The sequence below is a fragment of the Streptomyces sp. NPDC058464 genome, assembly GCF_042721035.1.
In the GTDB taxonomy this organism is placed as follows: Bacteria; Actinomycetota; Actinomycetes; order Streptomycetales; family Streptomycetaceae; genus Streptomyces.
Genome location: NZ_JBHXMA010000017.1, coordinates 174,491 through 199,570 on the forward strand (window position 1 = coordinate 174,491; position 25,080 = coordinate 199,570).

The following is a 25,080-nucleotide window of genomic DNA, read 5'->3' on the forward strand; positions in this document are numbered from 1 at the left end:
TCGTCATGCCGATCGCCTGTTGATATCTCGAACGGCTCCGCGGCTCCGGCGCGCGGCGCACCGATATCTGGCGCTTAGACCCAAGGGAGGGGGCCGGACGTGGGACGCCTCGTGCCTGCCGTTACCCGGGCTCTCGACATTCTTGAGCTCTTCCTGGACGGGGACGGGACCCTCTCCGCCCCCGACATAGTGCGCAAACTCCAGCTGCCGCGGACCACCGTGCACGAGCTGGTGACCACGCTCTCCGCCCGGTCGTACATCGTGCCCGTACCCGGACAGCCCGGACGCTACCGGCTCGGTGTCCGCCCGTACCAGCTCGGCAGCAGATACGCCGAGCAGCTCGACCTCGCCGCCGAGGGCCAGCAGGTCGCCCGGTCCGTCGCCGAGACCTGCGACGAGACCGTCCACGTGGCGATCCTCGAGGGCACCGACGTCATCTACATCGCCAAGGTCGACTCCACGCACGCGGTCCGCATGGTCTCCGCGGCCGGCCGCCGGCTGCCCGCCCACTGCACCTCGGTCGGCAAGATGCTGCTGGCCTCGCTGCCGGAGCCGGAGCTGACCGCGCGCATCCCGGACGACGCCGACCTCGTCGCGATGACCCCGAACAGCATCACCGAGCCGGGCGCCCTGCGCGAGGCCCTCGCCGAGATCCGTGCGCGCGGTGTCGCCGTGGAGAGCCGCGAGTCCAACCCGGACGTGTCCTGCGTCGCCGCGCCGGTCCGTGACCGTACCGGCCAGGTCGTCGCGGCCCTGTCCATCTCCGTCCCGATGATCCGCTGGAGCGACGAGCGGCGGGACGAGCTGGAGCAGCTCGCGGCCAAGGGCGCCGCCGAGCTCTCCGAGCGCCTCGGCCACCGGAGCGTGGCATGACGACGACGGCGTACGAGGTCGCGGTCGCCGCGGAGGCGACGCTCGGCGAGGGCCCGACGTGGGACGCGGCGGCCGGCCGCCTGATATGGATCGACGTCCTCGGTTCACGGGTCCACACGTACGACCCCGCCACCGGCCGGCGCACGATCCGCACCACCGAACAGCACGTCGGCGCGGTCAAGCCGCGCGCGGGCGGCGGCCTGGTCCTCAACCTCCGGGACGGCGTCGGCCTCCTCGACCCCGACGACACGTTCCGCTGGCTGCACCGCGAGCCGGTACCGGGCCGCCGCGCCAACGACGCGGCCGTCGCCCCCGACGGCTCCCTGTGGGCCGGCACGATGCGCTACGACGAGGCGACCGGGGGCGGCACGCTGTCCCGGGTGTCGCCCGACGGCACGGTGACGACGTTGCTGCCGGACGTCACGGTCAGCAACGGCACGGGCTGGAGCCCGGACGGCCGCCGCGTCTACTACGTCGACACACCGACCCGCCGGGTGGACGTCTTCGACCATGTCGACGGACTCCCCGTCGACCGCCGCCCGTTGGTGACCGTCGAGGAGAGCGCCGGCTTCCCCGACGGGCTGACGGTCGACGCGGACGGGTGTGTGTGGGTGGCGCTGTGGGGTGGGGGAGCGGTGCACCGCTACACGCCGGAGGGCGAGCTGGACCGGGTCATCACCCTTCCCGCCACGCTCACGACGGCCTGTGCCTTCGGGGGCGCCGACCTGACCGACCTGTACGTCACGACCGCCCGGGTGGGGCTGGACCGCCCGCATCCGACGGCGGGCTCCCTGCTGGTGATCCCGGGCGCAGGCAAGGGCGTGGCCCAACCGGCGTTCCAGGGCTGACCTTTCGACAGCGCCCCGTAGGGGCGCGGGGAACTGCGCGACCAGCCACGACGGCGCCGCAGACGGTCGACTGCCCGGCGCGGCAGGGCCGTCGTTCGCCTGCGGGCGAGTGGGGGCTGATCGCGCAGTTCCCCGCGCCCCCTTCGGGGCGCTGTCCAGCCGCGGCTACAGAACCCCCGCCGCCTTCAGCTCCTCCGCGGTCAACGGCGGTCCGGTCAACGCCGGTTTCAGCGGCCCCAGCACCGTCGCCAGCACCACACTCGGCGCCATCAGCACCTCCGCGCCGCGCTCCAGCGCGGTCACATCCGTCACCCGCCGCGCGATCCGCCCGTTCCCGGTCGCCGTGTACATCAGCCTCCCCACGTACGCCTGCGCCAGCCGCTCGCGCAGGGTCGGCCCGCCCTCCGTCGCGCCCGGGTAGAACACGTCCAGCCCCGTCGACAGGTCCCACGCCGCCCGCACCGGCCGACTCACCGCCTTCTGGAGCGAGGAGGCGAGTCCGGGCGAAGCCCAGCCCCGACGCTGCAGCACGTTCCGCACCGCCAGTGCCCCCTGCGCCGCCACCGACATCCCGTGCCCGTACACCGGGTTCAGCGCGCACACCGCGTCGCCGAGTACGACGAGGTTCTCCGGCCAGGCCTGCATGCGCTCGTAGAAGTGGCGCCGGTTGGCCGTCGTGCGCGTCACCGTGACGCCGGTCAACGGCTCGGCGTTCGTGAGGAGTTCGGCGATGACGGGGTGAGCCAGTTCGTCCCGGGCGTATCTCAGGAAGTCGTCGGCGTCCGCGCCCGGCGCGCCGTCCCGGCGACCGTACAGGGTGACCAGCCACCGGCCGTTCTCGATCGGCATCAGGACGCCGCCGCGGCCCGGACGGCTGCCCTGTGGGCTGCCCTGGAGGTGGACGATGGGGAAACCGGCCCGGGCGGCCTCCTCCGGGGCCCGGAACAGCCGGCTGGCGTAGGCGATACCGGAGTCGACCTCACGGAACGCGGGTGCGGGCAGCCCGAGTTCGGTCAGCCAGGCCGGAGTGCGGGAGCCGCGGCCGGTCGCGTCGACGACCAGGTCGGCGGCCAGCTCCCGTTCCGCGCCGCCGTCGAGCGCTCGCAGCCGTACCCCCGTCACCGCGAGGTGCGTGCCGGTCAGCGCCACCGCCTCGGTGCGTGGCAGCAGTTCGATCCGGTCGTCGGCCAGCACCTGCTCGCGTACCACCGAGTCCAGCAGGTCCCGGCTGCACGGCAGTACGAACGCCGACTCGTCCCAGCGCCGGAACCAGCCCTGCGGGGAGAGCGCCACCATGTCCGTGGTCACCGGCAGCCGCCGCACGCCCGCCGCCCGCAGCCGCTCTACCGTGCCGGGCAGCAGCCCCTCCAGGGCGCGTGCCCCGCCGGACCACAGGTGGTGGACGTGCCGGGCTTGCGGGAGCCCCTTGCGCGGTTCGGGGCCGACGGGCAGTGCGTCCCGTTCGACGACCACGACCCGGTCCGCGAAGGGCACGAGGGCGTGGGCGGCCAGCAGGCCGGCGAGGGAGCCGCCGAGGACGACTGCGGTGCGATTACTCATGGACGGAGCTCTCTGCGGGGGATGGCTGTGACGGCCGCGCGCATGCGGACCGCCTCGATCTCGTCGGGGCGGCGCAGGACCCGGGACACCGCCCCGATCTCCTGGAGGAGGTGGGTGGCGTCCGGGCCGCCGGCCGTGTCGGCGGGTTCGGGGGTAAGGCCCTGGGCCTCGACGGCGCTCAGGATGCTGACCGCGGAGGCCAGCGCCCGGGCCCGGTCGGGCGGGTGGCCGAGGTCGATCGCGGCATCGTAGGAGCGCCGGTCGAGATCCCCGTCGATGTGCCGGGTGAGGGGCAGCAGTACGTCCCGGATGAAGGTCTCCCGCCTGGTCAGCCGCAGCTCGGGCGTGGCGCGGAACAGGAAGGGGACGCCGTCGCCGTGCACGGTCCGGGTCAGCTGGTACAGCGGCCGCAGTTCGCGATGGGCGAGCCGGACCCGCCAGCGGTCGTGCAGGTACTGGCCGGCGTGCGGGAGGATGAAGCCGACGGCGATGTTGATCGCGGACAGGGCGGCGACGGGCGGGGCCAGGTCGGTGCTGAGCCAGTCCAGGTCGCGGCCGCACCAGCGGGCGCCGACCGCGGTCAGCTTGGCCGCGTCGAAGATCAGGTTCAGGACGTAGCCGACGCCGAGCAGTTTCAGTCCCCAGCGCAGCCAGGCGTCGAGGCCCTCGGTGCGCACCCAGTTCCAGATCAGCCATGAGGTGATCAGGCAGGCGATCGAATGGGCGACGAGGTAGAGCAGGATCTCCTCGCGCATGAACGGGGTGTTGGCGTAGTACGTGTCCAGGTCCTGCAGCCGCTCCACGGGCGCGTCGGCCAGCGCGAAGAGCAGCCACAGGGCGGCGATCACCCCGGAGTAGACGGCGATCACCCAGCGCATCGCCCGCCGGGTGGCGGCCGAGCGGTCGGAGAGGCCGTTGCGCCAGACGATGATCAGCAGGAGACAGGAGCCGCAGAACGCGGTGAGCAGCGAATAGCACCAGGGCGCCGAGATGTTGGTGACGCCGGTCCACCGGTTCACGGCGGCGATCGTCGACGGGGTGCAGAACACGAACACCCCGCAGGCGAGCAGCAGCAGGCCGCCGACCGCACGCAGCAGCGGGTCGCGCCAGAGCCGGATGATGCTGGGCAGCTTGATCACCAGGGCGATGGTCAGCACCGCGGTGGGGATCCAGAAGGAGATGTAGAAGTCGCTGAGGAACCGTGCGGGTTCCAGCGCGGACGAGGTGGGCGTCACCGTGCCGCTCCACCGTGCCCGCGGTAGCCGAGGGACCGCTGGAGCGGGTCGGGCGGGGGCCGCAGGGGGTCTAGCGCGGGGCGGCACGGACTCTCCACGTACGGCCTCAGGGCGGTCGCCAGCCGGTACCCGAAGTCGTCTGCCTCGGCCTCGTCGGCCGCGCGGGAGCCGTTGCGCGCGGCCACCGTCAACGCGTTGTCCCGCCAGTCGGGTTGACCGGCCAGCGCGCGGACCGCTGCCGGGCCGGCCCCGTGCTGCTGGCGGTGGCCGGCGTGCAGATGCCACAACTCATGCCCGAGGATGACCAGTTGCTGCACGGCCGCGGCCCGCTCCTCGACGATGACCAGATCGAAGTCCTGGAACTCCACCCACAGTCCGGTGACCTCGATCTCGTCCGGGAACCGCTCGAACCGCAGCTCCACCGGCCGTCCGCCGCGCAGTGCGGTCATCTCCTCGCACAGGGCCCGGCAGACCTCGTGCGCCCCGGCCGGCGGCCGGGGCCGGGCGCGGACGGCGGCGGTGAGTCCGGCGGCGAGCCGGCGCATCCCCGTGTCCGGCCGGGGACGCCGCAGCCTCGCGGCGATCCGGGCCCACCGGTGCCGCGCGCCGGCCAAGTCCATCGCTCCCCCTTCGCACCGTCCCGACGGCGGTCACCGCGCTGCGTCGGCCCGTCCGAGACTACGCGTCCGGGGGCGGTAGTTCGAGCGGTAGTTCACACGAGAACAACTGCTCGATGCAGGAAAGTCGCGCCGGACCCATTGACGCGCAAGCGCTTCGATTTTACGGTCCCGTTCGAAGTTACGAGCAGGAGACGATATATCGAACAAGAATGACGGGCGCGATCACGAGCACGACGGATCCCGAAGGCAAGGGCAGGCAATGGCATGGGACGACCTGGCCTCAGTCGCAGGCGACTACTGGGCACGGCGGGCGGGCTGGCGGTGGCGGCGAGCTTCGGCTTCGCGGCCCTCGGCACCGGCGCCGACGCACTGACATCGAGCGCGCGCACCCGCGTCCGCTACTGGAACCTCTTCTCCGGCGGCGACGGCGCCAACATGCAGGCCATGGTGGACGCCTTCCACGCGGCCCACCCGGACACGGACGTCAAGGCGTCCACGCTCACCTGGGGCGACCCCTACTACACCAAGCTCGCCATGGCGGCCGCCGGCAACCGCGCCCCCGACCTGGCCGTCATGCACCAGGGCCGGGTCACCGGCTTCGCGCCCGGGCGCCTCCTCGACCCCTGGGACATCGGCCTCCTCGCCGAACACGGCGTCCACGAGGCCGACTTCAACCCCACCCTGTGGAAACGCGGCATCGTCGGCGGCGAGTTGTACGCCCTGCCCCTGGACGTCCACGTCCAGCTGAACTTCTACCGCAAGGACGTCTGCAAGAAGGCGGGCCTGCTCGATGCCGACGGCAGGCTGCCGCACGCCACCTCCGAGGACGACTGGTTCGCCATGCTCAAGGCCGCCAAGGCGAAGCTCAAGGGCGGCCTGCAGACCCTCGGCATGCACGCCAACGACCAGAACTTCTCCTGGTGGTTCTTCGTCGCCTTCTACCAGCAGCTCGGCGGCGGCTACTTCGACGCCGACCAGACCGGCGTCGTCTTCGACACCGACAAGGCCACCCGGGTCCTGGAGTTCTTCCGCAAGCACGTCACCGACGGCTACGCGATCGCGGGTTCGGACGACGCCGCGATGTTCCTGGCCGGCGCCCCCTTCGTCTGGGAGGGCGACTGGTCGGTCCCGGTCTACACCCCCGCCAAGCTCGACTACGGCGCCACGCCCCTGCCCCCGGTCTTCGGCACCCCCGGCACCCACGCCGAGTCCCACTCCTTCGTCCTGCCCCACCAGGCCGGCCGCGGCGGCGCCGCCAACGAGGGCGCCTACGCGCTCGCCGCCTACCTGGTGAGGAACGCGGCGACCTGGGCCCAGGGCGGCCACGTCCCCGCCTACCTGCCGACGTTCAAGGACCCGGCGTACACGAAGCTCTCGCCGCAGCGCGAGTACTCCCAGGACGCGATGCGGCACCTCGCCACCGAGCCGCACATCTGGTTCGCGGGCTCCACCGGCACCCTCTCCAAGCGGGTCGGCCCGCTGATCGCGGGCTCCAACCTCGGCTCCACCAAGCCGGACGCCACCGCCCGCGCCATGAAGAGCGCCCTGGAGGCACTGCTCGACGCGAGGAACCCGATGGACGGCAGGACCGCCGCCCAGGAGCTGAAGGGAGCCACCGCATGAGCTCCACCGCCTCCACCACGGCCGCCCCCGCCGCCGTCACCCGCGTGGCACGCCCCGCCTCCGCCACCGGCACCCTGCGCCTGCGCTGGGGCCGCCGCCTCCAGCACGGTGGCTGGTTCGTCACCCCGTTCTTCGTCCTGTACGGCCTCTTCGTCCTGGTCCCCATAGTCCGCGGCCTCTACCTGTCCCTCACGGACGCCAACATCTCCGGCGACCACACGAGCTTCATCGGCCTGGACAACTACCGCGAGGCCCTCCAGGACGACCTGGTCTGGCAGTCCCTGTGGCACAGCGTCAAGTTCACCCTCTGGGTGGTCCCGCTGATCGTCGTCATGGCACTCCTGATGGCGCTGATCGCCCACCACACCGTCCACTTCAAGTGGCTGTGGCGGTTCTGCTTCTTCGCCCCGTTCCTGCTCCCGTCGGCCGTCGTCGCCAATCTCTGGTGGTGGCTCTTCCAGCCGGTCAACGGCCTGGTCAACCACACCCTCGGCCTCGACACCCCCTGGCTCACCCAGAAGTCCACGGCGCTGCTCGCGAGCGTTGTCGCCACCCTCTGGTGGACCGTCGGCTTCTCCTTCCTCCTCTACCTGGCCGCCCTCCAGAACATCCCGCAACACCTCTACGAGGCGGCCGAACTGGACGGCGCGGGCGCCTTCCGGCGCATGCTCCACATCACGGTCCCGAACCTGCGCAACATCACCGGCCTGGTCGTCGCGCTCCAGATCCTGGCCTCGCTGCAGGTCTACGACCAGGTCGTCATCATGTTCCAGTTCGGCTCGGGCCCGGAGAACTCCACCCGCACCTTCGTGCAGTACATGATCGAGCAGGGCTTCACCAGCTACCGCGTGGGCTACGCCTCCGCGATCTCCATGATCCTCTTCATCATCGTCGCGGCCGTCGCCCTGGCCCGGATGTGGCTGCTGCGCACCCGTGAGGAGACCGCCCGATGAGCACCCCGACACCCCCGCTCCGCACACCGCGCTCCACCTGGACCCCCGCCCAGATCGCCCTCACACTGCTCGCCGCCGCCCTCTCCCTCCTCTGGATCGCCCCGCTCTTCTGGGCCCTGTCGACCTCGCTGAAGACCTCCACCGAGTCGGTCGCCTCCCCGCACTGGATCCCGGACCACGTCACCTGGGACTCCTGGAAGGGCATCTTCGACGCCGGCAACATCCCCGACTGGTTCGTGAACTCGGTCGTCGTCTCGGTCTGCGTGACCTTCATCGTGCTGCTCGTCGCGTCCCTCGCCGGATACGGCTTCGCCCGCACCGAGTTCCGCGGCAAGGGCGTCCTGCTCTCGCTCACCATGGCGGGCCTGATGTTCTCCCCGGCCATCCTCGGCGTCCCGCTGTTCACCACGGTCCAGTCGCTCGGCATGGTGGACACCTACTGGGGCATGATCCTGCCCCAGTGCGCACCCGCCGCGATGGTCTACATCCTCTACAAGTTCTTCCAGGCCCTGCCCAGGGAACTGGAGGAGGCCGCCTTCATCGACGGCGCCGGCCGCTGGCGCATCTTCTTCACGATCGTCCTCCCGCTCTCCAAGCCGGCCCTCTCGGCGGTCGGCATCTTCACCTTCATCGCCTCCTGGAACAACTTCCTGTGGCCGTACATGGTGACCAACAACCCCGACCTGATGACGATGCCGAACGGCATCGCGACCGTGCAGAACGCCTTCGGCATCGTCTGGCCGCAGCTGATGGCCGGCGGCCTGATCGCGGGCCTCCCGCTGATCGTCGTGTTCGCCTTCTTCCAGAGCCAGATCGTGCGCGGCGTGGCCCACACGGGCCTGGCCGGCCAGTGAGGAGCCGGAGTTGAAGCGTTTCCCGAGACTCGCCGCCCTGCTCGCGGCCGCGACGATAGCCCTCCTCCCCACCACCCCCTCCGCCGCCGCCACCTACCCCGACCCCCTCCCCCTGACCGGCCAGCAGATCATCCACGACCCCACCGTCCACCACCTCAGCAACGGCCAGTACGTCGCCTACTCCACCGGCGGCATCATCGGCGCCCGCCTCTCCACCGACCTCCACGACTGGACCGACGCGGGCAACGCGTTCACCACACCCCCGAGCTGGTGGTACGACTACAACTCCACCGCCGACCCCTGGGCCCCCGACCTCTCCTACCGCGACGGCCGCTACTGGCTCTACTACGCCGTCTCCTCCTGGGGCACCAACCACTCCGCGATCGGCGTCGCCACCTCCCCGACGGGCCTCCCCGGCACCTGGACCGACCACGGCGCAGCCTTCACCTCCGACACGACGGACTCCTGGAACGCCATCGACCCGGCGATCACCCGAGCCGACGGCAAGCTCTGGATGGCGTTCGGCTCCTACTGGACCGGCATCCGCATGGTCGAACTCGACCCCACGACCGGCAAGGCAATCCCGGGCACCACGGTCGCCCACCTCGCCACCCGCCCCGACGCCCCCTACGCCGTCGAAGGCGCCTCGATCCTCCACCACGGCCGCTACTACTACCTCTTCGCGTCCTACGACGCCTGCTGCGCCGGCGTGAACTCCACCTACAAGATCAGAGTGGGCCGCTCGACGACGGTGACGGGCCCGTACGTGGACAGCACAGGAAAGCCGATGCTGGAGGGCGGCGGCGACCTCCTCCTCTCTTCCCACGGCCGATACATCGGCCCGGGCGGCGAGTCGACCTTCCGCACCCACGGCCGGACCTGGCTGGCGTACCACTACTACGACGCAGACGACAACGGCACGCCCAAGCTCGGGCTCAACCCACTGAGCTGGACAAAGGACGGCTGGCCCAGCTTGCGTTAGGGGCGCGGGGCTGTGTCCATTCGCGGCTCCGCCGCGTGGGCGCGCCCAGCCACGAACCACCCGCACCCGCCCACGAAACACAAGGCACCCACCCCCGAAAGGCGAACATTGCGCACCGCCCGCTTCACCCTCGACCCCGCCTTCACCATCGGCGAAGTCAACCCCCGCCTCTTCGGCTCCTTCGTCGAGCACCTAGGCCGCTGCGTCTACACCGGCATCTTCGAGCCGACCCACCCCGCGGCCGACGCCGAAGGCCTCCGCACGGACGTCCTCGACCTGGTCCGCGAGCTCGGCGTCACCACCCTCCGCTACCCCGGCGGCAACTTCGTCTCCGGCTACAAGTGGGAGGACTCCGTCGGCCCGGTCGAGGACCGCCCCCGCCGCCTCGACCTCGCCTGGCGGTCGACGGAGACCAACCGGTTCGGCCTCTCCGAGTACATCGCCTTCCTGAAGAAGGTCGGCCCGCAGGCCGAGCCCATGATGGCGATCAACCTCGGCACGCGGGGCGTGGCGGAGGCCCTGGAACTCCAGGAGTACGCCAACCAGCCCTCCGGCACCGCCCTGTCCGACCTCCGCGCCGCCCACGGCGACAAGGACCCCTTCGGCATCGGGCTCTGGTGCCTGGGCAACGAGATGGACGGCCCCTGGCAGACCGGCCACAAGACCGCCGGGGAGTACGGACGCATCGCCGCCGAGACGGCCCGCGCCATGCGCCAGATGGACCCGTCCGTGGAACTGGTCGCCTGCGGGTCCTCCAGCCAGTCCATGCCGACCTTCGCCGAGTGGGAGGCGACGGTCCTCGCGGAGACGTACGACCTGGTCGACTACATCTCCCTGCACGCCTACTACGAGCCCCAGGACGGCGATCTCGACTCCTTCCTGGCCTCCGCCGTCGACATGGAGTCCTTCATCGAGAACGTGGTCGCCACCTGTGATCACGTGGGCGCCAGGCTGAAGTCCCAGAAGAAGATCAACCTCTCCTTCGACGAGTGGAACGTCTGGTACACCTCGAAGTGGCACGCGATCGAGAACTCCGACGTGCGGGACTGGCCCGAGGCCCCCCGCCTCCTGGAGGACAACTACAGCGTCCTGGACGCGGTGGTCTTCGGCTCCCTCCTGATCGCCCTGCTCCGCCACGCCGACCGCGTCACGGTGGCCTGCCTGGCCCAGCTGGTCAACGTCATCGCCCCGATCATGACGGAGCCCGGCGGCCCGGCCTGGCGCCAGACGACGTTCTTCCCCTTCGCCCAGGCGTCCCGGTACGGCAGGGGGCAGGTCCTGGACGTACGCGTGGACTCACCGACGTACGACACGAAGAAGTACGGCGAGACGAGCCTGCTGCACGCGACCGCGGTCAGGGCCGAGGACGGCACGGTCACGGTCTTCGCCGTGAACCGCAGCAGGACGGAGGCGCTGCCCCTGGAAGTGGCCCTGAGCGGACTCGGCCTGACGTCCGTGGCGGAACACAGCGTCCTGTCGGACGAGAACCCCGACGCCCGCAACACCCTGGAGGAACCCGAGCGGGTGACTCCTCATCCGGCCGAGGGCACATCCCTGAACGACGGCACGCTGAGTGCCGTCCTCGAACCCTTGTCCTGGAACGTGATCCGACTGACGTAAGGGTCAGCGCCCCTTTCTTTTTGCTTTTAGGGGCGCGGGGAACTGCGCGGGCAACCACACACAACCCGCAGCTAACGGCCGGGGGAGTCCACCCCCACAACCTCCACTCCTCCGGCCGCACTCCCCAGCAACTCAAGCCGTACCGCACCAGGACCGAACTCGGACGTGCCATCCGAAAGCACGGCCAGGGCCAAGGTATTCGAACCCCGGGTCAGCAAGATCCCGTTCGGCAGCACGAACGAATGCTGCGGCCCCACGTCATTGACGTACTGCCCGAGGTTCCACCCGTTCAGGAAGATCTGCACCCGATAGGCCCGCGCCGGATCGTCCTCCAGCACCAGCCCCACCGACGCGTCCACCCCGCCCGGCACGGACATCCGGAACCCGGTCCGGTACCAGGTGACCCCCATCCCCTTGTCGGAGCGGGGAAGCGAGACCGCCTCCCACTCACCGTCCGCGAAACCGGGCAGGTGCCATCCCTCCCGCTCCCCGTACAGCCCTCCGTTGTTCTGCGGCCCCCGCACCGGATCCGGCGCCGCGGCCCCCTGGATCCGCCAACCCACCTTCGGCGAGGCTCCCTTGAAGGAGACGGCGGTCAGACCGCGCGCCACCTTGTGGGTGTCCAGCGAGCCGCCGTCCATGTCGTGCTGCATCCGCCGCACCAGCACGGACAGCACATGCTCCGGCTTCCTTCGCTGCTTCTTCTTCAGCTTCTTCTTCAACCCGGCGAGGGAGAACTCGGCCGTGGCCGCCCAACTCCCCTTCCGTACCGTCTTCGCGTCCGGCACCGGCATCCGGTGCGAGCCCAGCGGCACCCCGTCCAGCCAGGCCATCAGCATGCCCTGGGTGCCCGTGCTGTAGGCGAGGGAGACCGACTCCAGGTCCGACAGGTCACCGTCCACCCGCCCCCGGTACCAGACGTCCCCGTAGTGGAAGCCGTAGTCGTCGGCGAAGAGCACCGGCTGACCCGCCGGGACCGCCGTCGTGCTGAACGACGTCTTCCTGTCGGCGACCGTCCACGCCGAGTCGTCGAAGCCGGTCGCCGACTCGGGGTTCTCGGCCTTCCGGCGCCAGCCGTCCAGGACCGGCAGCGCCGGCCGGGGCGCCCCCGGCATGTCCGACAGGGCGACCAGGCTCTCCGAGAGGCTCACCCGCGTCGGCACCGGCCGCCCGTTCCAGGTGACCGAGGCGATCCCGCGGGGTCCCCAGACCTCCAGTCCGGTCGCCCCGACCGTGTCACCGGTGAGCTCGACGGTCGGCCCGCTGACCTTCGCGTGGCGCAGCAGCGCCGGGCCGTAGACGAGGAGCGTGCCGGACGGGGTGTCGTACGGGAACAGCCGCAGGGCGGTCGCGTCGTCGGCGAAGAGCAGCAGCAGCGGTGTGTCGCTGTCGCCGCGCTGGACCAGGACCCGGGTGAGCCCGCCCTGCCCGAGCGGCGCGGTCACGTGCAGGACGCCCTGGTCGTAGACCCAGGCCGCCTCGGCGTCCAGGCGCTGGACGAACGGCTCGGTCGGGCACTCCAGCACGAGGTGCGCCATCTCGCCGTACCGGCCGGTGAACAGGGCGATGTCCTGGCGGCCGGCGGTGAGCACGAACATCGGCTGGGCGGTGCAGTAGCGCAGCTTCCGCTTGCCGAGGGAGAGACCGGCGGTGACGAGCCGGGCGTCGTGGGCCGGGACGGTCAGCTCGACGTCGTCGCCGGCGGCCGTGCGGAGCGTGGAGGTGACCTCGCCGTCGCCGTCGTTGCGCAGGACGTAGAAGTGCGCCTGGGTGTCCGGGTTGGTGAGGTGGTACGTCTTCAGCCCGGCCACGTGGACGTCGGCCGCGCGGTCCAGCTTCGCGAAGTCCGGGACGCGCTGCAGGAGGTGGCCGAGCTGGTGCATCGGCGCGATCTTCGGGGTGACGTTGCGGGCCTCGTCGATGGCCGCGCCGTAGTCGTACGACGTGTAGACGACCGGTGCCGGCAGCCAGCCCCAGGTGGTGCCGCCGTAGGTCATGTAGACGTTGTGGAGGGTGAGGCCGTTGGCGAGGTTGGTGAGGTAGAAGCGGCGTTCGTAGGCCGCGTCCCGGGTGCGCCGGGACTCGGCGTACCCCTTGCCGCCGAACTCGACCCCGCCCCACGGGTCGAACCAGCCGCCCCCGAACTCCGGCACGAACCCGGGCGTACGCGGGCTCGCGGTCGCGCCGCCCTTGAGGCCGCCGATCCCGAAGTCCCCCCAGTCCGGCGGGGGTTGGGAGGGGGAGGGGTAGCCGTCGAAGCCGTACAGCCACTTCCCGGTCTCGCCGCCGGTGTCGAAGGAGCCGGGGATCCAGTAGCCGTTGCGGCCCTTGTCGTTGTGGAAGAGGGGGACGTCGATGCCGTCGGCCCGCACCTTCTTGTACAGGTGGGACATGTAGGCGGGGCCGGTCGGGTCGGCGACGTGGCCGTCGTACTCGTTCTCGATCTGGTAGAGCAGGACGGTTCCGCCGCCGTCCGTGAGCTGGTGGCGGCGCACGATGCGGTTGACGGCCGTCAGCCACTCGTCGACGTGGCCGAGGTAGGTGGGGTCGGTGGAGCGGGCGGCGCCCTCGGTGGCGGTGAGCCAGCCGGGGAAGCCGCCGGCGTCGACCTCGGCGTTGATGTAGGGGCCGGGGCGGAGGATGACGTACATCCCGGTCTCGGCCGCCGTACGGAGGAAGAGGTCGAGGTCGCGTACGCCCGTGAAGTCGTACGTCCCGGGCGCGGCGGAGTGGTAGTTCCACGCCACGTAGATGCTGACCGTGTTGTAGCCGTGCGCCCGCATCTTCTCCAGGACGTCCCGCCACAGGGACGGGCTCGGCAGCCGGAAGGGGTGCAGCTCGCCGGACCAGACCACCAGCCGCCGGCCGTCGACGAGGAGGGAGTAGTGGTCGTAGCCGATCGTGTGCCGCTGCCCGTCCGCGTGCGGCGCGGCGGGGGCCGGACCGGTCGGCACGCTGCGCGCCGCGTACGCCGAGGGCGCTCCCGGCCCGCCGCTGCCGCCCAGGGCGAAACCGAGCGCGGCCGAGCCGGCGAGGGCACTGAAGGTACGTCTGCTGAGCGCCAAGGGATCCTCCCGGGCGATCTTACGGGGCGCGGGTCCGGCCATTCTCCACGGGAGGACGCCCCACAATGGACGCATGAGGATCTCGGCACGAGCGGATTACGCGGTACGGGCGGTACTGGAGCTCGCCGTACGGCAGGGGGAGGGCCCTGTGAAGGCGGAGGAGATCGCCGGTGCGCAGGAAATTCCGCACAAGTTCCTGGAGGGCATTCTGGGTGACCTCCGGCGCGCCGGGATCGTCGACAGCCGGCGCGGCGGGGGCGGCGGCTACCGGCTGGCGCGGGACGCGTCCGCGATCACCGTGGCCGACCTGATCCGCGCGGTGGACGGCCCGATCGTCTCGGTACGGGGGGAACGCCCGACGGGGCTGGCCTACACCGGCACCGCCCAGCCGCTGCTGCCCCTGTGGATCGCCCTGCGCGCCAACGTCCGCAAGATCCTCGAAGGTGTCACGGTGGCGGACATCGCGGCGGACGCCCTGCCGGATCCGGTCCGGGCACTGGCGGCGGAACCGGCGGCCTGGGAGAACCCGTGAGCCTCGACGGGGTGTGAAATCCGGCGTTGTGAATGGCCGGAGTTCGCCCTGACCGGTTCGCGTGGGGGTTCCTACGATTCGAGCGCCCCGGTCTTCACAGGAAACTCACAGTTTCTTCAAAGATGAACTACGGACGGCCGCGGGTGCAACCCCCCACTCGATCACCGAACCGGAGAAACCATGGGATCCAGGAGACACGGACTCCTGCTCGGCGGAGCGCTCGCCGCGCTGCTCACCGCCGGGCTGCCCGCTCAGGCCCAGGCCTCGTCGTCGCCCGTCTTCGACGACCCGCCGCCGGACAAGATCGTCATCAACGTCGCCACGGTGAACGGCTCCGGCTGTCCGGCGGGGACCACCGCCGTGGCCGTGTCCGAGGACAACGAGGCCTTCACCGTCACCTACAGCGCCTATCTCGCCCAGGCCGGCGGCAACTCCGACCCCACCGCCTTCCGGCGCAACTGCCAGCTCAACCTGGTCGTTCACGTGCCGGGCGGCTTCACCTACGCCATCGCCAGCGCCGACTACCGCGGCTTCGCCTCGCTCCAGCCGGGCGCCATCGGCACCCAGCGCGCCTCGTACTACTTCCAGGGCTCCTCGAACACCGCCTTCGCCAACCACCCCTTCACCGGCCCCTACAACGACAACTGGCAGGCCACCGACACCACCGACTGGGCCCAGCTGGTCTGGGCGCCCTGCGGGGTGCAGCGCAACTTCAACATCAACACGGAGCTGCGGGTGAACGCCGGGAGCGCGAACCCCGGCAAGGTCAGCTTCATGACCATGGACTCCACCGACGGCGAGATCAGCACCGTCTACCACCTGGCCTGGAAGCAGTGCCCGGCCAAGTAGCCCGGCCAGGTGGCCCGGCCGAGTAGTCCGGCCAGGTGGTCCGGCCCCCGGCTCCGGGGTCGGTCACAGGCTCCCGGGCCGGACCAGTCCGGTCCGCTTGACCCCGCTCAGGATCGGCGTGACCTCCATCGTGGAGACGTGTTCCAGGGCGCCGATCGTGTCGCTCAGGAAGCGGTAGAGCGCGTCGAGGTCGGTCGCCGCGACGGCCACGAGCAGGTTGGCGGAGCCGGTGGTGGCCGAGGCGAAGCGGACCTGTGGATGGCGGCTCAGCCGCCGGCCGGTCTCCTCCAGACGGCCGGGGGCGACCGTCATCCACAGCAGCGCCTCGGTACGGATGCCCAGCCGGGCGAGATCCACCTCGGTCGCGAGCCTCAGGACCAGGCCGCCCGCCAGCGCCTCCAGGCGCCGGCGGGCGGTCAGGGCGCTGATGCCGGCGCGTTGCGCGAGCTCCGTGTAGGAGGCCCGCCCGTCCTCGACCAGTCCGGCGATCAGCTGGTGGTCGGCGGGACCGAGCGAGGGCCGCGGGGCGGCCTCCGGCGGCTCCTGGCGCAGACTGGCCAGTTCCTCCGCCGACAGCAGGCCGCCGCTCCAGCCGAAGCCGGCCGGGAAGACCCGCAGCAACGCGTGCGAGGTCCACGACTGGACCGCGGCGGTGGCCGGAAGGTCGCGCAGCAGCAGGTTGTTGCGGGCGTCCGGGCCGTCCAGGAACAGGATGGTGCAGATCTCGTCGCCGCCGCCGAGGACGTCCACCCAGATCGTGTCGGGGCGGCGGGCCAGGGTGGCGGCGATGGCGCTGATCCGGTTGGGTTTGCACCGGATGCGCAGGGCCAGCGGGATCAGGTCGGGGAAGCACACGGGGTTGCGGACGGCCGTGGCCCGCAGCGTGCCGTCGTGGTAGAGCGGCGCGGCCCGTCTGACCACGGTCCGCTCCGAGATCCCGAGGACCCGGCCGACCGTGCGCCACGAGGCGCGCGGCGCGGCCAGCATCGCGGCGGCGATCCGGCTGTCGGTCTCGTCCAGCTGATGGCGTGCTTTCTCCATATTCATGGATCATATGGCCTGTATTCGCGATTCGACGCCCACTTTCTGGCTCGTTTCCGTGCTCCCGGTGAGGATCGGTGACATCGCAACCGAACCGAGAGAGGTGAGCACCATGGCGGACATCGAGAACCCGGTCGTGGCCACGGACCGGGGCAAGGTCCAGGGAATCGCGGCGGGCGGGGCGGGTGGGGCGGTCTCCTTCCGGGGCATCCCGTACGCCGCGTCGCCGGTCGGTGAGCTGCGGTTCGCCGCGCCGCGGCCGCACCCGGGATGGACCGGGGTGCGGGAGGCCGTGCGGTCGGGGCCCGCCGTCCCGCAGGGCCCGTCCCGCCTGGAGCAGGTGATGGGACACCGCACGCCGGACTGGAACGAGGACGGCAGCCTCACCGTCAACGTCTTCGCGCCGCGCGGGGCCCTGACGGACGGCGCGTCCCGCCCGGTCCTGGTCTGGTGGCACGGTGGCGGCTTCACCAGCGGCTCCGGCGGCTGGGACTGGTACGACGGCGGCCGCCTCGCCGCCCTCGGCGACATCGTGGTCGTCACCGCCAACTACCGCGTGGGACCGCTGGGTTACCTCTACCTCCCGGAGATCGGCGCCGCCAACCTCGGCCCCCAGGACCAGGCCGCAGTGCTGCGCTGGGTCCGGGACAACATCGCCTCCTTCGGCGGCGACCCGCGCGAGGTGACGGTCGGCGGGCAGTCGGCCGGCGCCTACTCCACCCTCTCCCTGGCGCTCGACCCGCAGACCTCCGGCTTCGTCGACCGGGTGCTGGTGCAGAGCGGCCCCTTCGGCCTGGCCCCGCAGGACCCCGAGGACGCGGCCGAGAACGCCGAGGCCTACCTGCGCCTGCTCGGCGTCCCGGCCGGCACCGACACCGCGAAGGCCCTGCGCGCCCTGCCCGCCGAGCAACTGCTGTCCGCCTACGGACGCCTCGCCGTCCAGATCGCGCGCCCCGGCAACGCCGCCCCGCCGATGTACCCGGTGCTCGGCGCCCCCGGCATGCCCCGCACCTGGCAGCGGGCGCTCACCGACGGCGCCCTGGAGGGCAAGCCGCTGCTCATCGGCACCACCGCCGACGAGGCGACGTCCTTCTTCGCCTTCGACCCGCGCATCCAGAGCCTCACCGCCGCGGGCGTGCTGGACCTCCTGGCCGCCCAGGCCGGTGACCGGGCCCGGGAGATCTACGACGCGTACGCCGCCCGGCTCCCGCAGGGCACCCCCGCGCAGATCTTCACCGCGATCGGCACGGACGCGCTCTTCCGCGACGGCTCGCTGCAGATCGCCGACCACCACGCGGCCGGCGGCAACGCGACCCACGTCTACGAGTTCGACTACCGCCCGGCCGAGGACCCGCACTCCCTCGGCGCCGCCCACTGCGTCGAACTGCCCTTCCTCTTCAACACCTTCGACGCCTACCCGGACAGCCCGATGCTCGGCCGGGTCGGGGATTCCCAGCGCGCCCTGGGGCACGAGTTCGGCACCGCGGTCGCCGAGTTCGTCAGGACCGGCTCGGTCCACGACTGGCTCCCGTACGCCCCCGCGACACCCGCCCGCATCCGCCACTTCGCCTGAACCCGGACGACGACCCACCCGGCCCCGGCGCGTCCGCGCCCGCCGCTCGGACCTTGCCCGCCGCTCAGACCCTGCTCGCCGCCGTGGCCCGGAACGTGTTCCGGTACGTCTGCGGGGAGACGCCGATCGCCGCGTGCAGGTGCTGCCGCAGTGACGTGCCCGTGGCGAAGCCGACCTCGGCCGCGATGCGGTCGACCGACAGCTCGCTGCTCTCCAGGAGGTGGCGGGCGCGGTGCACCCGCTGCTGGATCAGCCAGCGCCCCGGGCTCGTCCCCGTCTCCTCCTGGAAGCGGCGGGCGAAGGTGCGCCGGCTCATCCGGGCATGCTCCGCCAACTCGTGCAGGGCGAGCGGCCGTTCCAGGTTCTCCAGCGCCCACGCCCGGGTGGCCGCCGTACCGGTGGTGCCCTCGTCCGGCACCGGCTGCTCGATGTACTGCGCCTGGCCGCCGTCCCGCCACGGCGGTACGACACACTGCCGGGCCACGCTGTTGGCGACCGCGCTGCCGTGGTCGGAGCGCACCACGTGCAGGCAGACGTCGACACCGGAGGCCGCCCCGGCCGAGGTCAGGACATCCCCGTCGTCGACGAACAACACGTCCGGATCCAGGGCGACCTGGGGGAACATCCGGCGGAACCGCGGCGCCAGCGCCCAGTGCGTCGTCGCCGGACGCCCGTCGAGCATCCCGGCCGCCGCGAGCGCGAACGCCCCCGTGCAGATGGAGACGATCCGGGTGCCGGGCCGGATCCGCGCCAGCGCCGCGGCGACGGGCCCGGGCAGTTCCTCCGCGATCCGCGCCATGTCGTACGGCGGCACGACCACGGTGTCCGCGCTCTCCAGCGCCTCGGGCCCGTGCCCGACGGTGACCGTGAAGTCCGCGTTGGTCGCCACCGTACGGTCCTCCGTCGCCGCACAGGTCACCACGTCGTAGGCGCCGGGAACACAGGTGAAGACGCGGTTCGGGATCCCCAGCTCGAAGGGGTAGACCCCGTCGAGGGCGAGCACGACGACCCGGTGGGGGCGGGTGGGCAGGAAGCCGACGGCAACGGACATGGCACAATTCTATCGCTCATGGCCTATCCTGCCATCGCACAGTGACCCTGCTCCGCGGGGGCTCGCTGAAGCTGCTCCTCACCGACTCCGTGTGGGGATCCGAGCGGGCCTTGGTGTTTCATCGGCGGTCGGTCTCCCAGTCCCATGACCGGGAGTGACCGACGGCGGCGTCGAGGTCGTCTCCGAGGGGAACTGGAAGCTGTTCGATCCGGGCGCGTGAACGTGGGGCCTCGGCCCCAAGTGCCGAGAACAAGACGGCTGTCGGGAGAACGTGTGTCCGGCCGGGATCCGCTGGTCGATCAAGAAACGCCCCGCGCTGTGCACATCCTGTATCGGAGCGGTCGCCGGTAGGGGGTGAGTGGTCGACACGCCGAGTCTCGCTCACCCACAGAGACGCACCAGGCCGATCAATGGCTACTGTCCGCATTGGATCTAGTGCATTTAGTGACGGTCTCTTTATGGTCAAAGCGACGCCAACATCGCATCCCTGGAGGATTCGTGGCACGCTTCCTTACTCGTCTGGCCCTGCTCGGCCCGGCCGCAGCTCTCGCCGCCGGCGCTCTTGTCCCCGCACAGTTCGCAGGGGCGCAACCCGCCGCCGCGGCCGAGCAGCACCAGTGGGTCGCCCTGGGTGACTCCTACACCGCCGGGGTCATCCACGCCGCGGGCAACACCTTCGAAGTCCCGCGCGACGGCTGCGAGCGCACCGACCGGGCCTACCCCCAGGTCATCGACCGTGACCTCGGCGCTCTCTTCGAGCTGACCAACGTCAGCTGCGGCGCCGCCACCATCGAGAACGTCACCGACACACCCCAGCACCCGATCGGCCGCCACCTGCCGCCCATCTCCGAGGACCCGGACTACCCCTTCCCCGCGGTGCCCCCTCAGTCCGAGGCGGTAGGCGCGGACACCGACGTCATCACCGTCGGCGTGGGCGGAAACACCCTCGGCTTCGCCGACCTCCTCATGAAGTGCCCGCAGCTGGGCGGCGAGAGCGAGGGCAAGGGCACCCCGTGCAAGGACGCGGAGGGCGCCGGTATCGCGGCCCGGCTGAAGAAGGTGCGCCAGGAGTACGACCGGATGCTCCGCGTGCTCCACGAACGGGCGCCGCACGCGAAGATCCTGGCCGTCGGCTACCCCACCATCGTCCCCAAGGACACCTCCAAGTGCGACTTCGGCGACCTGACGAAGTTCGGCACGATCACCCAGGGCGACCTTGAGTGGCTGCGCAAGGACGTCCTGGAACCCCTCAACAAGGCCATCGACGACTCGACCGGCACCCAGGATGCCGCCGGCTTCGTCGACCTCTACACCTCCTCCCACAACCACAGCGTCTGCGACGACCACAAGTGGGTCGAAGGCTTCGTCACCCTCCCCGACCAGCTGTCCTTCGTGCACCCCAACGCCCTCGGCCACCGCAACGCCGCCGACCACGTCGAAGAAGCGATGCTGAACACCCTCGGCTGAGCCGACCCGCACCGAGCAGCGGCGAACCGGCCTCCGGCACCAGCCGGAGGCCGGTTCGTCATGTCCCGGCCGGGGTGGGGGCTTGGGGAAGGCGTAGCTCGAAGCAGGCGCCGAGGGTGCGGGGGGCGAGGGTGAGGGTGCCGCGGTGGCGGTGGGCCAGGTCGCGGGCGATGGCGAGGCCCAGGCCGGTGCCGCCCTGGTCGCGGGAGCGGGCGTCGTCGAGCCGGACGAAGCGTTCGAAGATGCGCTCGGCGTCCTCGGCGGGCACGCCCGGTCCGTCGTCGTGCACCGTGAGGACGATCCCGGCGCCCTCGTTCCGGACGGTGATCTGGATGCGGTGGGCGGCGTGGCGGGCGGCGTTGTCGATGAGGTTGCGCAGGAGTCGCTCGTATTCGTCGGGGTTGCCGCGTACGTGTGCGGGAGCGGTGCTGTCGCAGGTGAGGGCCAACGGCCGTTCGGGTAGGGGGTATTGCTCGGTCAGTCGGGCGGCCAGGGCTGTCAGGTCGACCGTGTCGGGGTCGGCTGTGGGGGTGCGCGTGTCCAGGCGGGCGAGGAGCAGCAGGTCTTCGGCGAGGGCCTGGAGGCGGCGGGTCTGTCGTGCGGCGGTGGTGGCCGCGGCGGGCCAGTCGGTGCGTTCCGGGTAGGCGAGCGCGACCTCCAGGCTGGCCAGCAGGGTGGTGAGGGGGCTGCGCAGTTCGTGGGCGGCGTCCGCGACGAAGCGGCGTTGCTGGGCGGCTGCGTCGTCGAGGCGTTGGAGGGTGGTGTTGATGGTGGTGGCGAGGGCGGTGATCTCGTGTCCCGTGGCGGGGACGGTGACGCGTTCGCGGGGGTCATGCGCGGTGACCGAGGCGGTGAGGACGCGGATGGCCTCGACCGGCCGCAGCGCGCGGCGGACGGCGAAGTAGGTGGCGGCGGCGATCAGTACGAGGCCGACGAGCCCGGCCCGCAGCAGCAGGTGGTCGGTGGTCCTGGCGATGGCCTCGGCGGTGTTCGGGAGCACCACCACATAGACCCGCAGCCTGGCGTCGGCGGTGACGCCCAGAGCGGCGGCTTTGGCGCTGCTCAGTTCATCGGGCCCGATGTCGGCCGTGACGACCTGGTGGGTCCCGCCGGCCACGGAGAGCTTGTCACTGGGGTCGTAGTCGGGGTTCGCGGGCAGGCGGACGGTGGTGATGATCTCGACCCGCAGGGCTTTCGGCGGGGCGGGCAGCACGTGGTGGGTGCCGGGATCGAAGTCGTCCATGCCTCCGCCGTAGGCGACAGCGGTGCGCCGGCCGGTGGCGACGACCTCGTACGGCACGGAGCTGGTGGAGTCGGGGACGACACCCTGGCGCAACTGATCGCAGAGAGCCCAGAGCTGTGCCTTCGCCTGGTCCTCGGCGATCTGCGTGCTCTGGCGGTAGAGATCGTGGTGCAGCCACCAGCCGATGCCGAGCAGGATGACGGCGGCGGTCGAGGCGGCGGCCAGCGCCGTGCGGGCTCGTACCGACCGCGGCCACCAGCGGCGCCGCGGCTCAGTCGCGGTCACGGTCGTCCACCAGCCGGTAGCCGGAACCCCGTACGGTCTGCAAGGACTGCCGGTCGAACGCGGCGTCCACCTTCTTGCGCAGCGCGCTGACGCGCGCCTCCACCAGGTTGGGATCCCATGCCTCGTCGGGCCACGCGTGATACAGCAGATCCGCTTTGGAGACCGCCTGGCCCGCCCGGCGGGCCAGCAGTTCGAGGACGGCGAACTCCCGGGGGGTGAGGTCCACCCGGGTCCCGGCCCGGCGGCAGACCCGGCCGGCGACGTCCAGCGAGAGGTCGCCCACGGCAAGGACGGGCGGGGCGACCGTGGCGGCTCGTCTGACCAGGGCCCGCAGCCGTGCGACGAGCACCATGTAGGAGAAGGGTTTGGCCAGGTAGTCGTCGGCCCCTGTGTCCAGGGCCTCGGCCTGGTCCCAGTCCCCGTCCTTGGCGGTGAGTACCAGGATGGGGGTCGCGTTGCCCTCCCGGCGCAGTTGGGCGCAGACCTTGTAGCCGTTGAGTCCGGGCAGCATCAAGTCCAGTACGACGAGGGCGTATTCGCCGGTCCGGGCCATCCACAGTCCCTGCCTGCCGTCATGGGCCAGGTCCACGCTGTAGCCCTCGGCGGTCAGACCGGTGTGCAGGGTCCGGGCGAGGTCCACCTCGTCTTCGACCACCAGGATGCGCATGCGGTGCAGCCTCGCACAGCGCCGGCCCGCCTTCCTGATCGGCCGGTCAGGTCGGGTCAGCGTCCGGTCAACGAGGTCCCGGCAAGGTGACGGAGTTTCCTCGCCCCTGCTGAAAGGCCCTGTCGCCGATGTCCGTTGCTGCACGCGTCCCCACCGTGACCAGGTCGGTCTCCCCTCCCGTACCCGCCCGTCGGCCGTCACCGAGCCCGGCCGGAGCCGTGGCCGTTGTCGTCGTCGCACCCTCGTCGCTGACCCTCGCTCTGGGGCTCTGGGGTATCCGCAGGCAGAACACCATGTGGGGGGACGAGTCCGTCACCTATCAGCTCGCGCACCGCGATCTTTCGCAGATATGGCACACCGCCCAGCATGTCGATCTGGTCCATGTCCTCTACTACGCCGTGATGCACGAGATCTTCGGTCTCTTCGGCGGAGGGCTGCTGACACTGCGGCTGCCGTCCGTGCTGGCGATGTCCGTGGCGGCGAGCGGAGTCGGGCTGCTGGGGCTGCGCCTGGCGGGACCCCGTGCCGGGCTGCTGGCCGGGCTGGTGTTCGCGCTCCTTCCCCAGGTGCAGAAGTACGCCCAGGAAGGCCGCTCGTACGCCATGGTCTGTGCCCTGGTCACCTGGGCCACGTATGCGCTCGTGGCCGGCGTCTCGCATCGCACCCGGTGGCGGTGGGCGGTCTATGGCTCCACCATGCTGCTGGCCTGTCTGCTCCATGAGTTCGCGGTCCTCGCCCTGGTCGCACACGGCGTCACCCTGGTCGTCTCCCGTGTTCCACGATCGGTGCTGAGGGCGTGGAGTGTGGCTGCCGCGGGCGCTGTGGCCGGGCTGTTGCCGCTGGCGATCCGCAGTGCGGGGCAGTCGGAGCAGGTGTCCTGGATCAACGGACCGGTGCGGCTTCACTATTTCCTGGTCGTGGCGGTCGTGGGCGTGCTGTGTGCCCGAGCGCCCCTGGGGACGAGGAGGCCCGTGCGGCTTTCCGCGCTGGCTGTGCCGATTCTCGTGCTGCCGGGCCTTCTGCTGCTGATCGCCTCACTGGCCAAGCCCCTTTTCGTCGACCGGTACGTGCTCTACGGCAACATCGGGGCCGCCTTGCTGCTGGGCGCCTGGCTGGATCACTTCCACCGGCTGCGGCGGTCTTCCCGCACCGCGTGGATCGCGGCGGTCGCCGTACTGGCCGCGCTCGTCCCGCCGAGCCTTGCGCTGCGGACGCCCCAGAGCCGGAGCAACGACGTCACCGCCATCGGCGCGACCGTACGCAGGGAAGGCCGTCCCGGCGACGGGCTGCTCTATCTCTCCGGCCGGTACCGGGCCTGGACCGCGGCCAACCCCGAGGACACCCGTTCTCTGACCGATCTCGCCCTGGCACAGGACCCCGTTTCGTCGAACACACTCGCAGGCGTCGAGCTTCCCGCCCAGGCCATCGCGGCACGCATGCTGGAATTCGACCGGATCGTCGCGGTCCGCGCCCCGGCGGGTGCGCACGCGCCGACCGACCCGCAGGAGGAAGCGAAGACCAGTACCCTGCGGCGCCACTTCCGCGCGTACGGGACAACCCATGTCAACGGGGCGCGAGTCACCGTCTATGTCCGGGACGACCGCTTCAGAGAGGCTTGCCCAGGCGGATCCGGGTGTCGCAGCCGAGATCCTGGTGGTGTGTCGTGGAGCCCTGCCGGTACGTGAAGCGGCAGTCGGCCAGGTCCCCGTGCACGGCTCCGGTCACCTTGACCCGGGCCTCGTAGTAGAGGTCCGACTGGCTGTGCGCCGCGACCCGGATCGGACCGACCTTGACGTCGTCCGTGGCGGCGACAGGCGACGACCCGATGAGGTAACCGCCGCCGGAGTCGGCACTGTCCGCCACCCGGTAACCCGTGATGCGCAGCCCGGCCGGCACGTGGACGATCTCCGCGTCGAGGACGGTGAGCGGCTTCCCCGATTTGTTCGCCAACGGTGGCATGGCCACCCAGTACTCGTCGCCGACCTGGGCGTGGTCGTATCCGGCGACGCCGGACGCTTGCGAACTGCCGTCCAGGGCCGTGTCCCCGCCGCCGGAGCACGAGGTGAGGAGGCCGACCGTGAGGAGGGCGAAAAGGATCCGTCTTCGATGTCTCATGCGGTGATCGTCGCACTGCCGACG

The 25,080-nt window shown here is 71.2% G+C and carries 21 protein-coding genes; 12 read left to right on the forward strand and 9 right to left on the reverse strand.

Translation table 11 applies throughout. The features are described 5' to 3' along the window. Positions 1-99 precede the first annotated feature (99 nt). Both ACFWPQ_RS23225 and ACFWPQ_RS23230 read left to right on the forward strand, forming a co-directional pair. Positions 100-873 carry an IclR family transcriptional regulator gene (locus ACFWPQ_RS23225; protein ID WP_384037833.1) on the forward strand — a complete coding sequence of 258 codons (774 nt, stop codon included), beginning with the start codon at positions 100-102 and terminating at the stop codon, positions 871-873. Next, positions 870-1,721 carry an SMP-30/gluconolactonase/LRE family protein gene (locus ACFWPQ_RS23230; RefSeq protein ID WP_384037836.1) on the forward strand — a complete coding sequence of 284 codons (852 nt, stop codon included), beginning with the start codon at positions 870-872 and terminating at the stop codon, positions 1,719-1,721. Before ACFWPQ_RS23225 ends, ACFWPQ_RS23230 begins: the two co-directional genes overlap by 4 nt. Before the next feature lie 165 nt (positions 1,722-1,886). Here the strand turns inward: ACFWPQ_RS23230 and ACFWPQ_RS23235 are convergent, their stop codons facing one another. Genes ACFWPQ_RS23235 through ACFWPQ_RS23245 form a run of 3 tightly spaced genes read right to left on the reverse strand, consistent with a single transcriptional unit; the run spans position 1,887 to position 5,136 of the window. Further along, on the reverse strand, positions 1,887-3,281 hold the full coding sequence (locus tag ACFWPQ_RS23235) for an NAD(P)/FAD-dependent oxidoreductase (protein WP_384037838.1): 1,395 nt from the start codon (positions 3,279-3,281) through the stop codon (positions 1,887-1,889). After that, positions 3,278-4,516, reverse strand: a complete 1,239-nt coding sequence (locus ACFWPQ_RS23240) for an MAB_1171c family putative transporter (RefSeq protein ID WP_384037841.1) — start codon at positions 4,514-4,516, stop codon at positions 3,278-3,280. Before ACFWPQ_RS23240 ends, ACFWPQ_RS23235 begins: the two co-directional genes overlap by 4 nt. Next, the gene (locus tag ACFWPQ_RS23245; protein WP_384037844.1) at positions 4,513-5,136 is read right to left on the reverse strand and encodes a toxin-antitoxin system, toxin component family protein; all 624 of its coding nucleotides are present in this window, start codon (positions 5,134-5,136) and stop codon (positions 4,513-4,515) included. Before ACFWPQ_RS23245 ends, ACFWPQ_RS23240 begins: the two co-directional genes overlap by 4 nt. Positions 5,137-5,400: 264 nt before the next feature. Between ACFWPQ_RS23245 and ACFWPQ_RS23250 the strand changes: the two genes are divergently transcribed. The 5 genes from ACFWPQ_RS23250 (at position 5,401) to ACFWPQ_RS23270 (ending at position 11,168) form a co-directional block, all read left to right on the forward strand. Beyond that, positions 5,401-6,759 (forward strand): extracellular solute-binding protein, encoded by a 1,359-nt coding sequence (locus tag ACFWPQ_RS23250; protein ID WP_384037847.1) that lies wholly within the window; start codon positions 5,401-5,403, stop codon positions 6,757-6,759. Beyond that, positions 6,756-7,712, forward strand: a complete 957-nt coding sequence (locus ACFWPQ_RS23255) for a carbohydrate ABC transporter permease (protein ID WP_384037849.1) — start codon at positions 6,756-6,758, stop codon at positions 7,710-7,712. The genes ACFWPQ_RS23250 and ACFWPQ_RS23255 overlap by 4 nt, the downstream gene beginning before the upstream one ends. Next, a complete protein-coding gene (locus ACFWPQ_RS23260; RefSeq protein ID WP_384037852.1) occupies positions 7,709-8,566 on the forward strand; it encodes a carbohydrate ABC transporter permease in 858 nt (285 codons plus the stop codon). The genes ACFWPQ_RS23255 and ACFWPQ_RS23260 overlap by 4 nt, the downstream gene beginning before the upstream one ends. Before the next feature lie 10 nt (positions 8,567-8,576). Next, entirely contained in the window at positions 8,577-9,548 is a 972-nt protein-coding gene (locus ACFWPQ_RS23265) for an arabinan endo-1,5-alpha-L-arabinosidase (RefSeq protein ID WP_384037855.1), read from the forward strand. 108 nt (positions 9,549-9,656) lie between these two features. Beyond that, a complete protein-coding gene (locus tag ACFWPQ_RS23270; RefSeq protein WP_384037859.1) occupies positions 9,657-11,168 on the forward strand; it encodes an alpha-N-arabinofuranosidase in 1,512 nt (503 codons plus the stop codon). A gap of 71 nt (positions 11,169-11,239) precedes the next feature. On the opposite strand, the gene ACFWPQ_RS23275 is transcribed toward ACFWPQ_RS23270, so the two are convergent. Next, positions 11,240-14,233 carry a beta-galactosidase gene (locus ACFWPQ_RS23275; RefSeq protein ID WP_384037862.1) on the reverse strand — a complete coding sequence of 998 codons (2,994 nt, stop codon included), beginning with the start codon at positions 14,231-14,233 and terminating at the stop codon, positions 11,240-11,242. Between the two features lie 73 nt (positions 14,234-14,306). On the opposite strand from ACFWPQ_RS23275, the gene ACFWPQ_RS23280 reads away from it, so the two are divergent. Beyond that, complete coding sequence (locus tag ACFWPQ_RS23280; protein ID WP_383700372.1) at positions 14,307-14,765, forward strand: RrF2 family transcriptional regulator; 459 nt, start codon at positions 14,307-14,309, stop codon at positions 14,763-14,765. A 180-nt stretch (positions 14,766-14,945) separates the two neighbouring features. Next, the gene (locus tag ACFWPQ_RS23285; protein ID WP_384037865.1) at positions 14,946-15,614 is read left to right on the forward strand and encodes a DUF4360 domain-containing protein; all 669 of its coding nucleotides are present in this window, start codon (positions 14,946-14,948) and stop codon (positions 15,612-15,614) included. A 63-nt stretch (positions 15,615-15,677) separates the two neighbouring features. Here the strand turns inward: ACFWPQ_RS23285 and ACFWPQ_RS23290 are convergent, their stop codons facing one another. Then, positions 15,678-16,655: an AsnC family transcriptional regulator gene (locus ACFWPQ_RS23290; RefSeq protein WP_384037868.1), complete on the reverse strand. Its 978-nt coding sequence runs from the start codon at positions 16,653-16,655 to the stop codon at positions 15,678-15,680. A 112-nt stretch (positions 16,656-16,767) separates the two neighbouring features. Between ACFWPQ_RS23290 and ACFWPQ_RS23295 the strand changes: the two genes are divergently transcribed. After that, entirely contained in the window at positions 16,768-18,228 is a 1,461-nt protein-coding gene (locus tag ACFWPQ_RS23295; protein ID WP_384037871.1) for a carboxylesterase/lipase family protein, read from the forward strand. A gap of 64 nt (positions 18,229-18,292) precedes the next feature. Here ACFWPQ_RS23295 and ACFWPQ_RS23300 read toward each other — a convergent pair whose 3' ends face one another. Next, positions 18,293-19,279: a GlxA family transcriptional regulator gene (locus ACFWPQ_RS23300; protein ID WP_384037875.1), complete on the reverse strand. Its 987-nt coding sequence runs from the start codon at positions 19,277-19,279 to the stop codon at positions 18,293-18,295. Between the two features lie 498 nt (positions 19,280-19,777). Between ACFWPQ_RS23300 and ACFWPQ_RS23305 the strand changes: the two genes are divergently transcribed. Further along, a complete protein-coding gene (locus ACFWPQ_RS23305) occupies positions 19,778-20,746 on the forward strand; it encodes an SGNH/GDSL hydrolase family protein (protein ID WP_384037878.1) in 969 nt (322 codons plus the stop codon). Between the two features lie 58 nt (positions 20,747-20,804). Here ACFWPQ_RS23305 and ACFWPQ_RS23310 read toward each other — a convergent pair whose 3' ends face one another. Both ACFWPQ_RS23310 and ACFWPQ_RS23315 read right to left on the reverse strand, forming a co-directional pair. After that, entirely contained in the window at positions 20,805-22,274 is a 1,470-nt protein-coding gene (locus ACFWPQ_RS23310) for a sensor histidine kinase (protein WP_384037881.1), read from the reverse strand. After that, a complete protein-coding gene (locus ACFWPQ_RS23315; RefSeq protein WP_384037884.1) occupies positions 22,261-22,941 on the reverse strand; it encodes a response regulator transcription factor in 681 nt (226 codons plus the stop codon). Before ACFWPQ_RS23315 ends, ACFWPQ_RS23310 begins: the two co-directional genes overlap by 14 nt. A 128-nt stretch (positions 22,942-23,069) precedes the next feature. Here ACFWPQ_RS23315 and ACFWPQ_RS23320 point away from each other — a divergent pair, with 128 nt between their 5' ends. Further along, a complete protein-coding gene (locus ACFWPQ_RS23320; RefSeq protein WP_384037887.1) occupies positions 23,070-24,626 on the forward strand; it encodes a hypothetical protein in 1,557 nt (518 codons plus the stop codon). Here the strand turns inward: ACFWPQ_RS23320 and ACFWPQ_RS23325 are convergent. Next, positions 24,547-25,056 (reverse strand): hypothetical protein, encoded by a 510-nt coding sequence (locus ACFWPQ_RS23325; RefSeq protein ID WP_384037890.1) that lies wholly within the window; start codon positions 25,054-25,056, stop codon positions 24,547-24,549. The two genes, ACFWPQ_RS23320 and ACFWPQ_RS23325, sit on opposite strands and share 80 nt — an antisense overlap. Positions 25,057-25,080 lie beyond the last annotated feature (24 nt).

What these genes read in the sequence shown, in the direction of transcription:
- ACFWPQ_RS23230 (WP_384037836.1), top strand. Translation starts at nt 870, where the DNA reads ATGACGACGACGGCGTACGAGGTCGCGGTCGCCGCGGAGGCGACGCTC.
- ACFWPQ_RS23235 (WP_384037838.1), bottom strand. Translation starts at nt 3,281, where the DNA reads ATGAGTAATCGCACCGCAGTCGTCCTCGGCGGCTCCCTCGCCGGCCTG.
- ACFWPQ_RS23245 (WP_384037844.1), bottom strand. Translation starts at nt 5,136, where the DNA reads ATGGACTTGGCCGGCGCGCGGCACCGGTGGGCCCGGATCGCCGCGAGG.
- ACFWPQ_RS23250 (WP_384037847.1), top strand. Translation starts at nt 5,401, where the DNA reads ATGGGACGACCTGGCCTCAGTCGCAGGCGACTACTGGGCACGGCGGGC.
- ACFWPQ_RS23255 (WP_384037849.1), top strand. Translation starts at nt 6,756, where the DNA reads ATGAGCTCCACCGCCTCCACCACGGCCGCCCCCGCCGCCGTCACCCGC.
- ACFWPQ_RS23260 (WP_384037852.1), top strand. Translation starts at nt 7,709, where the DNA reads ATGAGCACCCCGACACCCCCGCTCCGCACACCGCGCTCCACCTGGACC.
- ACFWPQ_RS23280 (WP_383700372.1), top strand. Translation starts at nt 14,307, where the DNA reads ATGAGGATCTCGGCACGAGCGGATTACGCGGTACGGGCGGTACTGGAG.
- ACFWPQ_RS23285 (WP_384037865.1), top strand. Translation starts at nt 14,946, where the DNA reads ATGGGATCCAGGAGACACGGACTCCTGCTCGGCGGAGCGCTCGCCGCG.
- ACFWPQ_RS23290 (WP_384037868.1), bottom strand. Translation starts at nt 16,655, where the DNA reads ATGGAGAAAGCACGCCATCAGCTGGACGAGACCGACAGCCGGATCGCC.
- ACFWPQ_RS23295 (WP_384037871.1), top strand. Translation starts at nt 16,768, where the DNA reads ATGGCGGACATCGAGAACCCGGTCGTGGCCACGGACCGGGGCAAGGTC.
- ACFWPQ_RS23300 (WP_384037875.1), bottom strand. Translation starts at nt 19,279, where the DNA reads ATGTCCGTTGCCGTCGGCTTCCTGCCCACCCGCCCCCACCGGGTCGTC.
- ACFWPQ_RS23315 (WP_384037884.1), bottom strand. Translation starts at nt 22,941, where the DNA reads ATGCGCATCCTGGTGGTCGAAGACGAGGTGGACCTCGCCCGGACCCTG.
- ACFWPQ_RS23320 (WP_384037887.1), top strand. Translation starts at nt 23,070, where the DNA reads ATGTCCGTTGCTGCACGCGTCCCCACCGTGACCAGGTCGGTCTCCCCT.
- ACFWPQ_RS23325 (WP_384037890.1), bottom strand. Translation starts at nt 25,056, where the DNA reads ATGAGACATCGAAGACGGATCCTTTTCGCCCTCCTCACGGTCGGCCTC.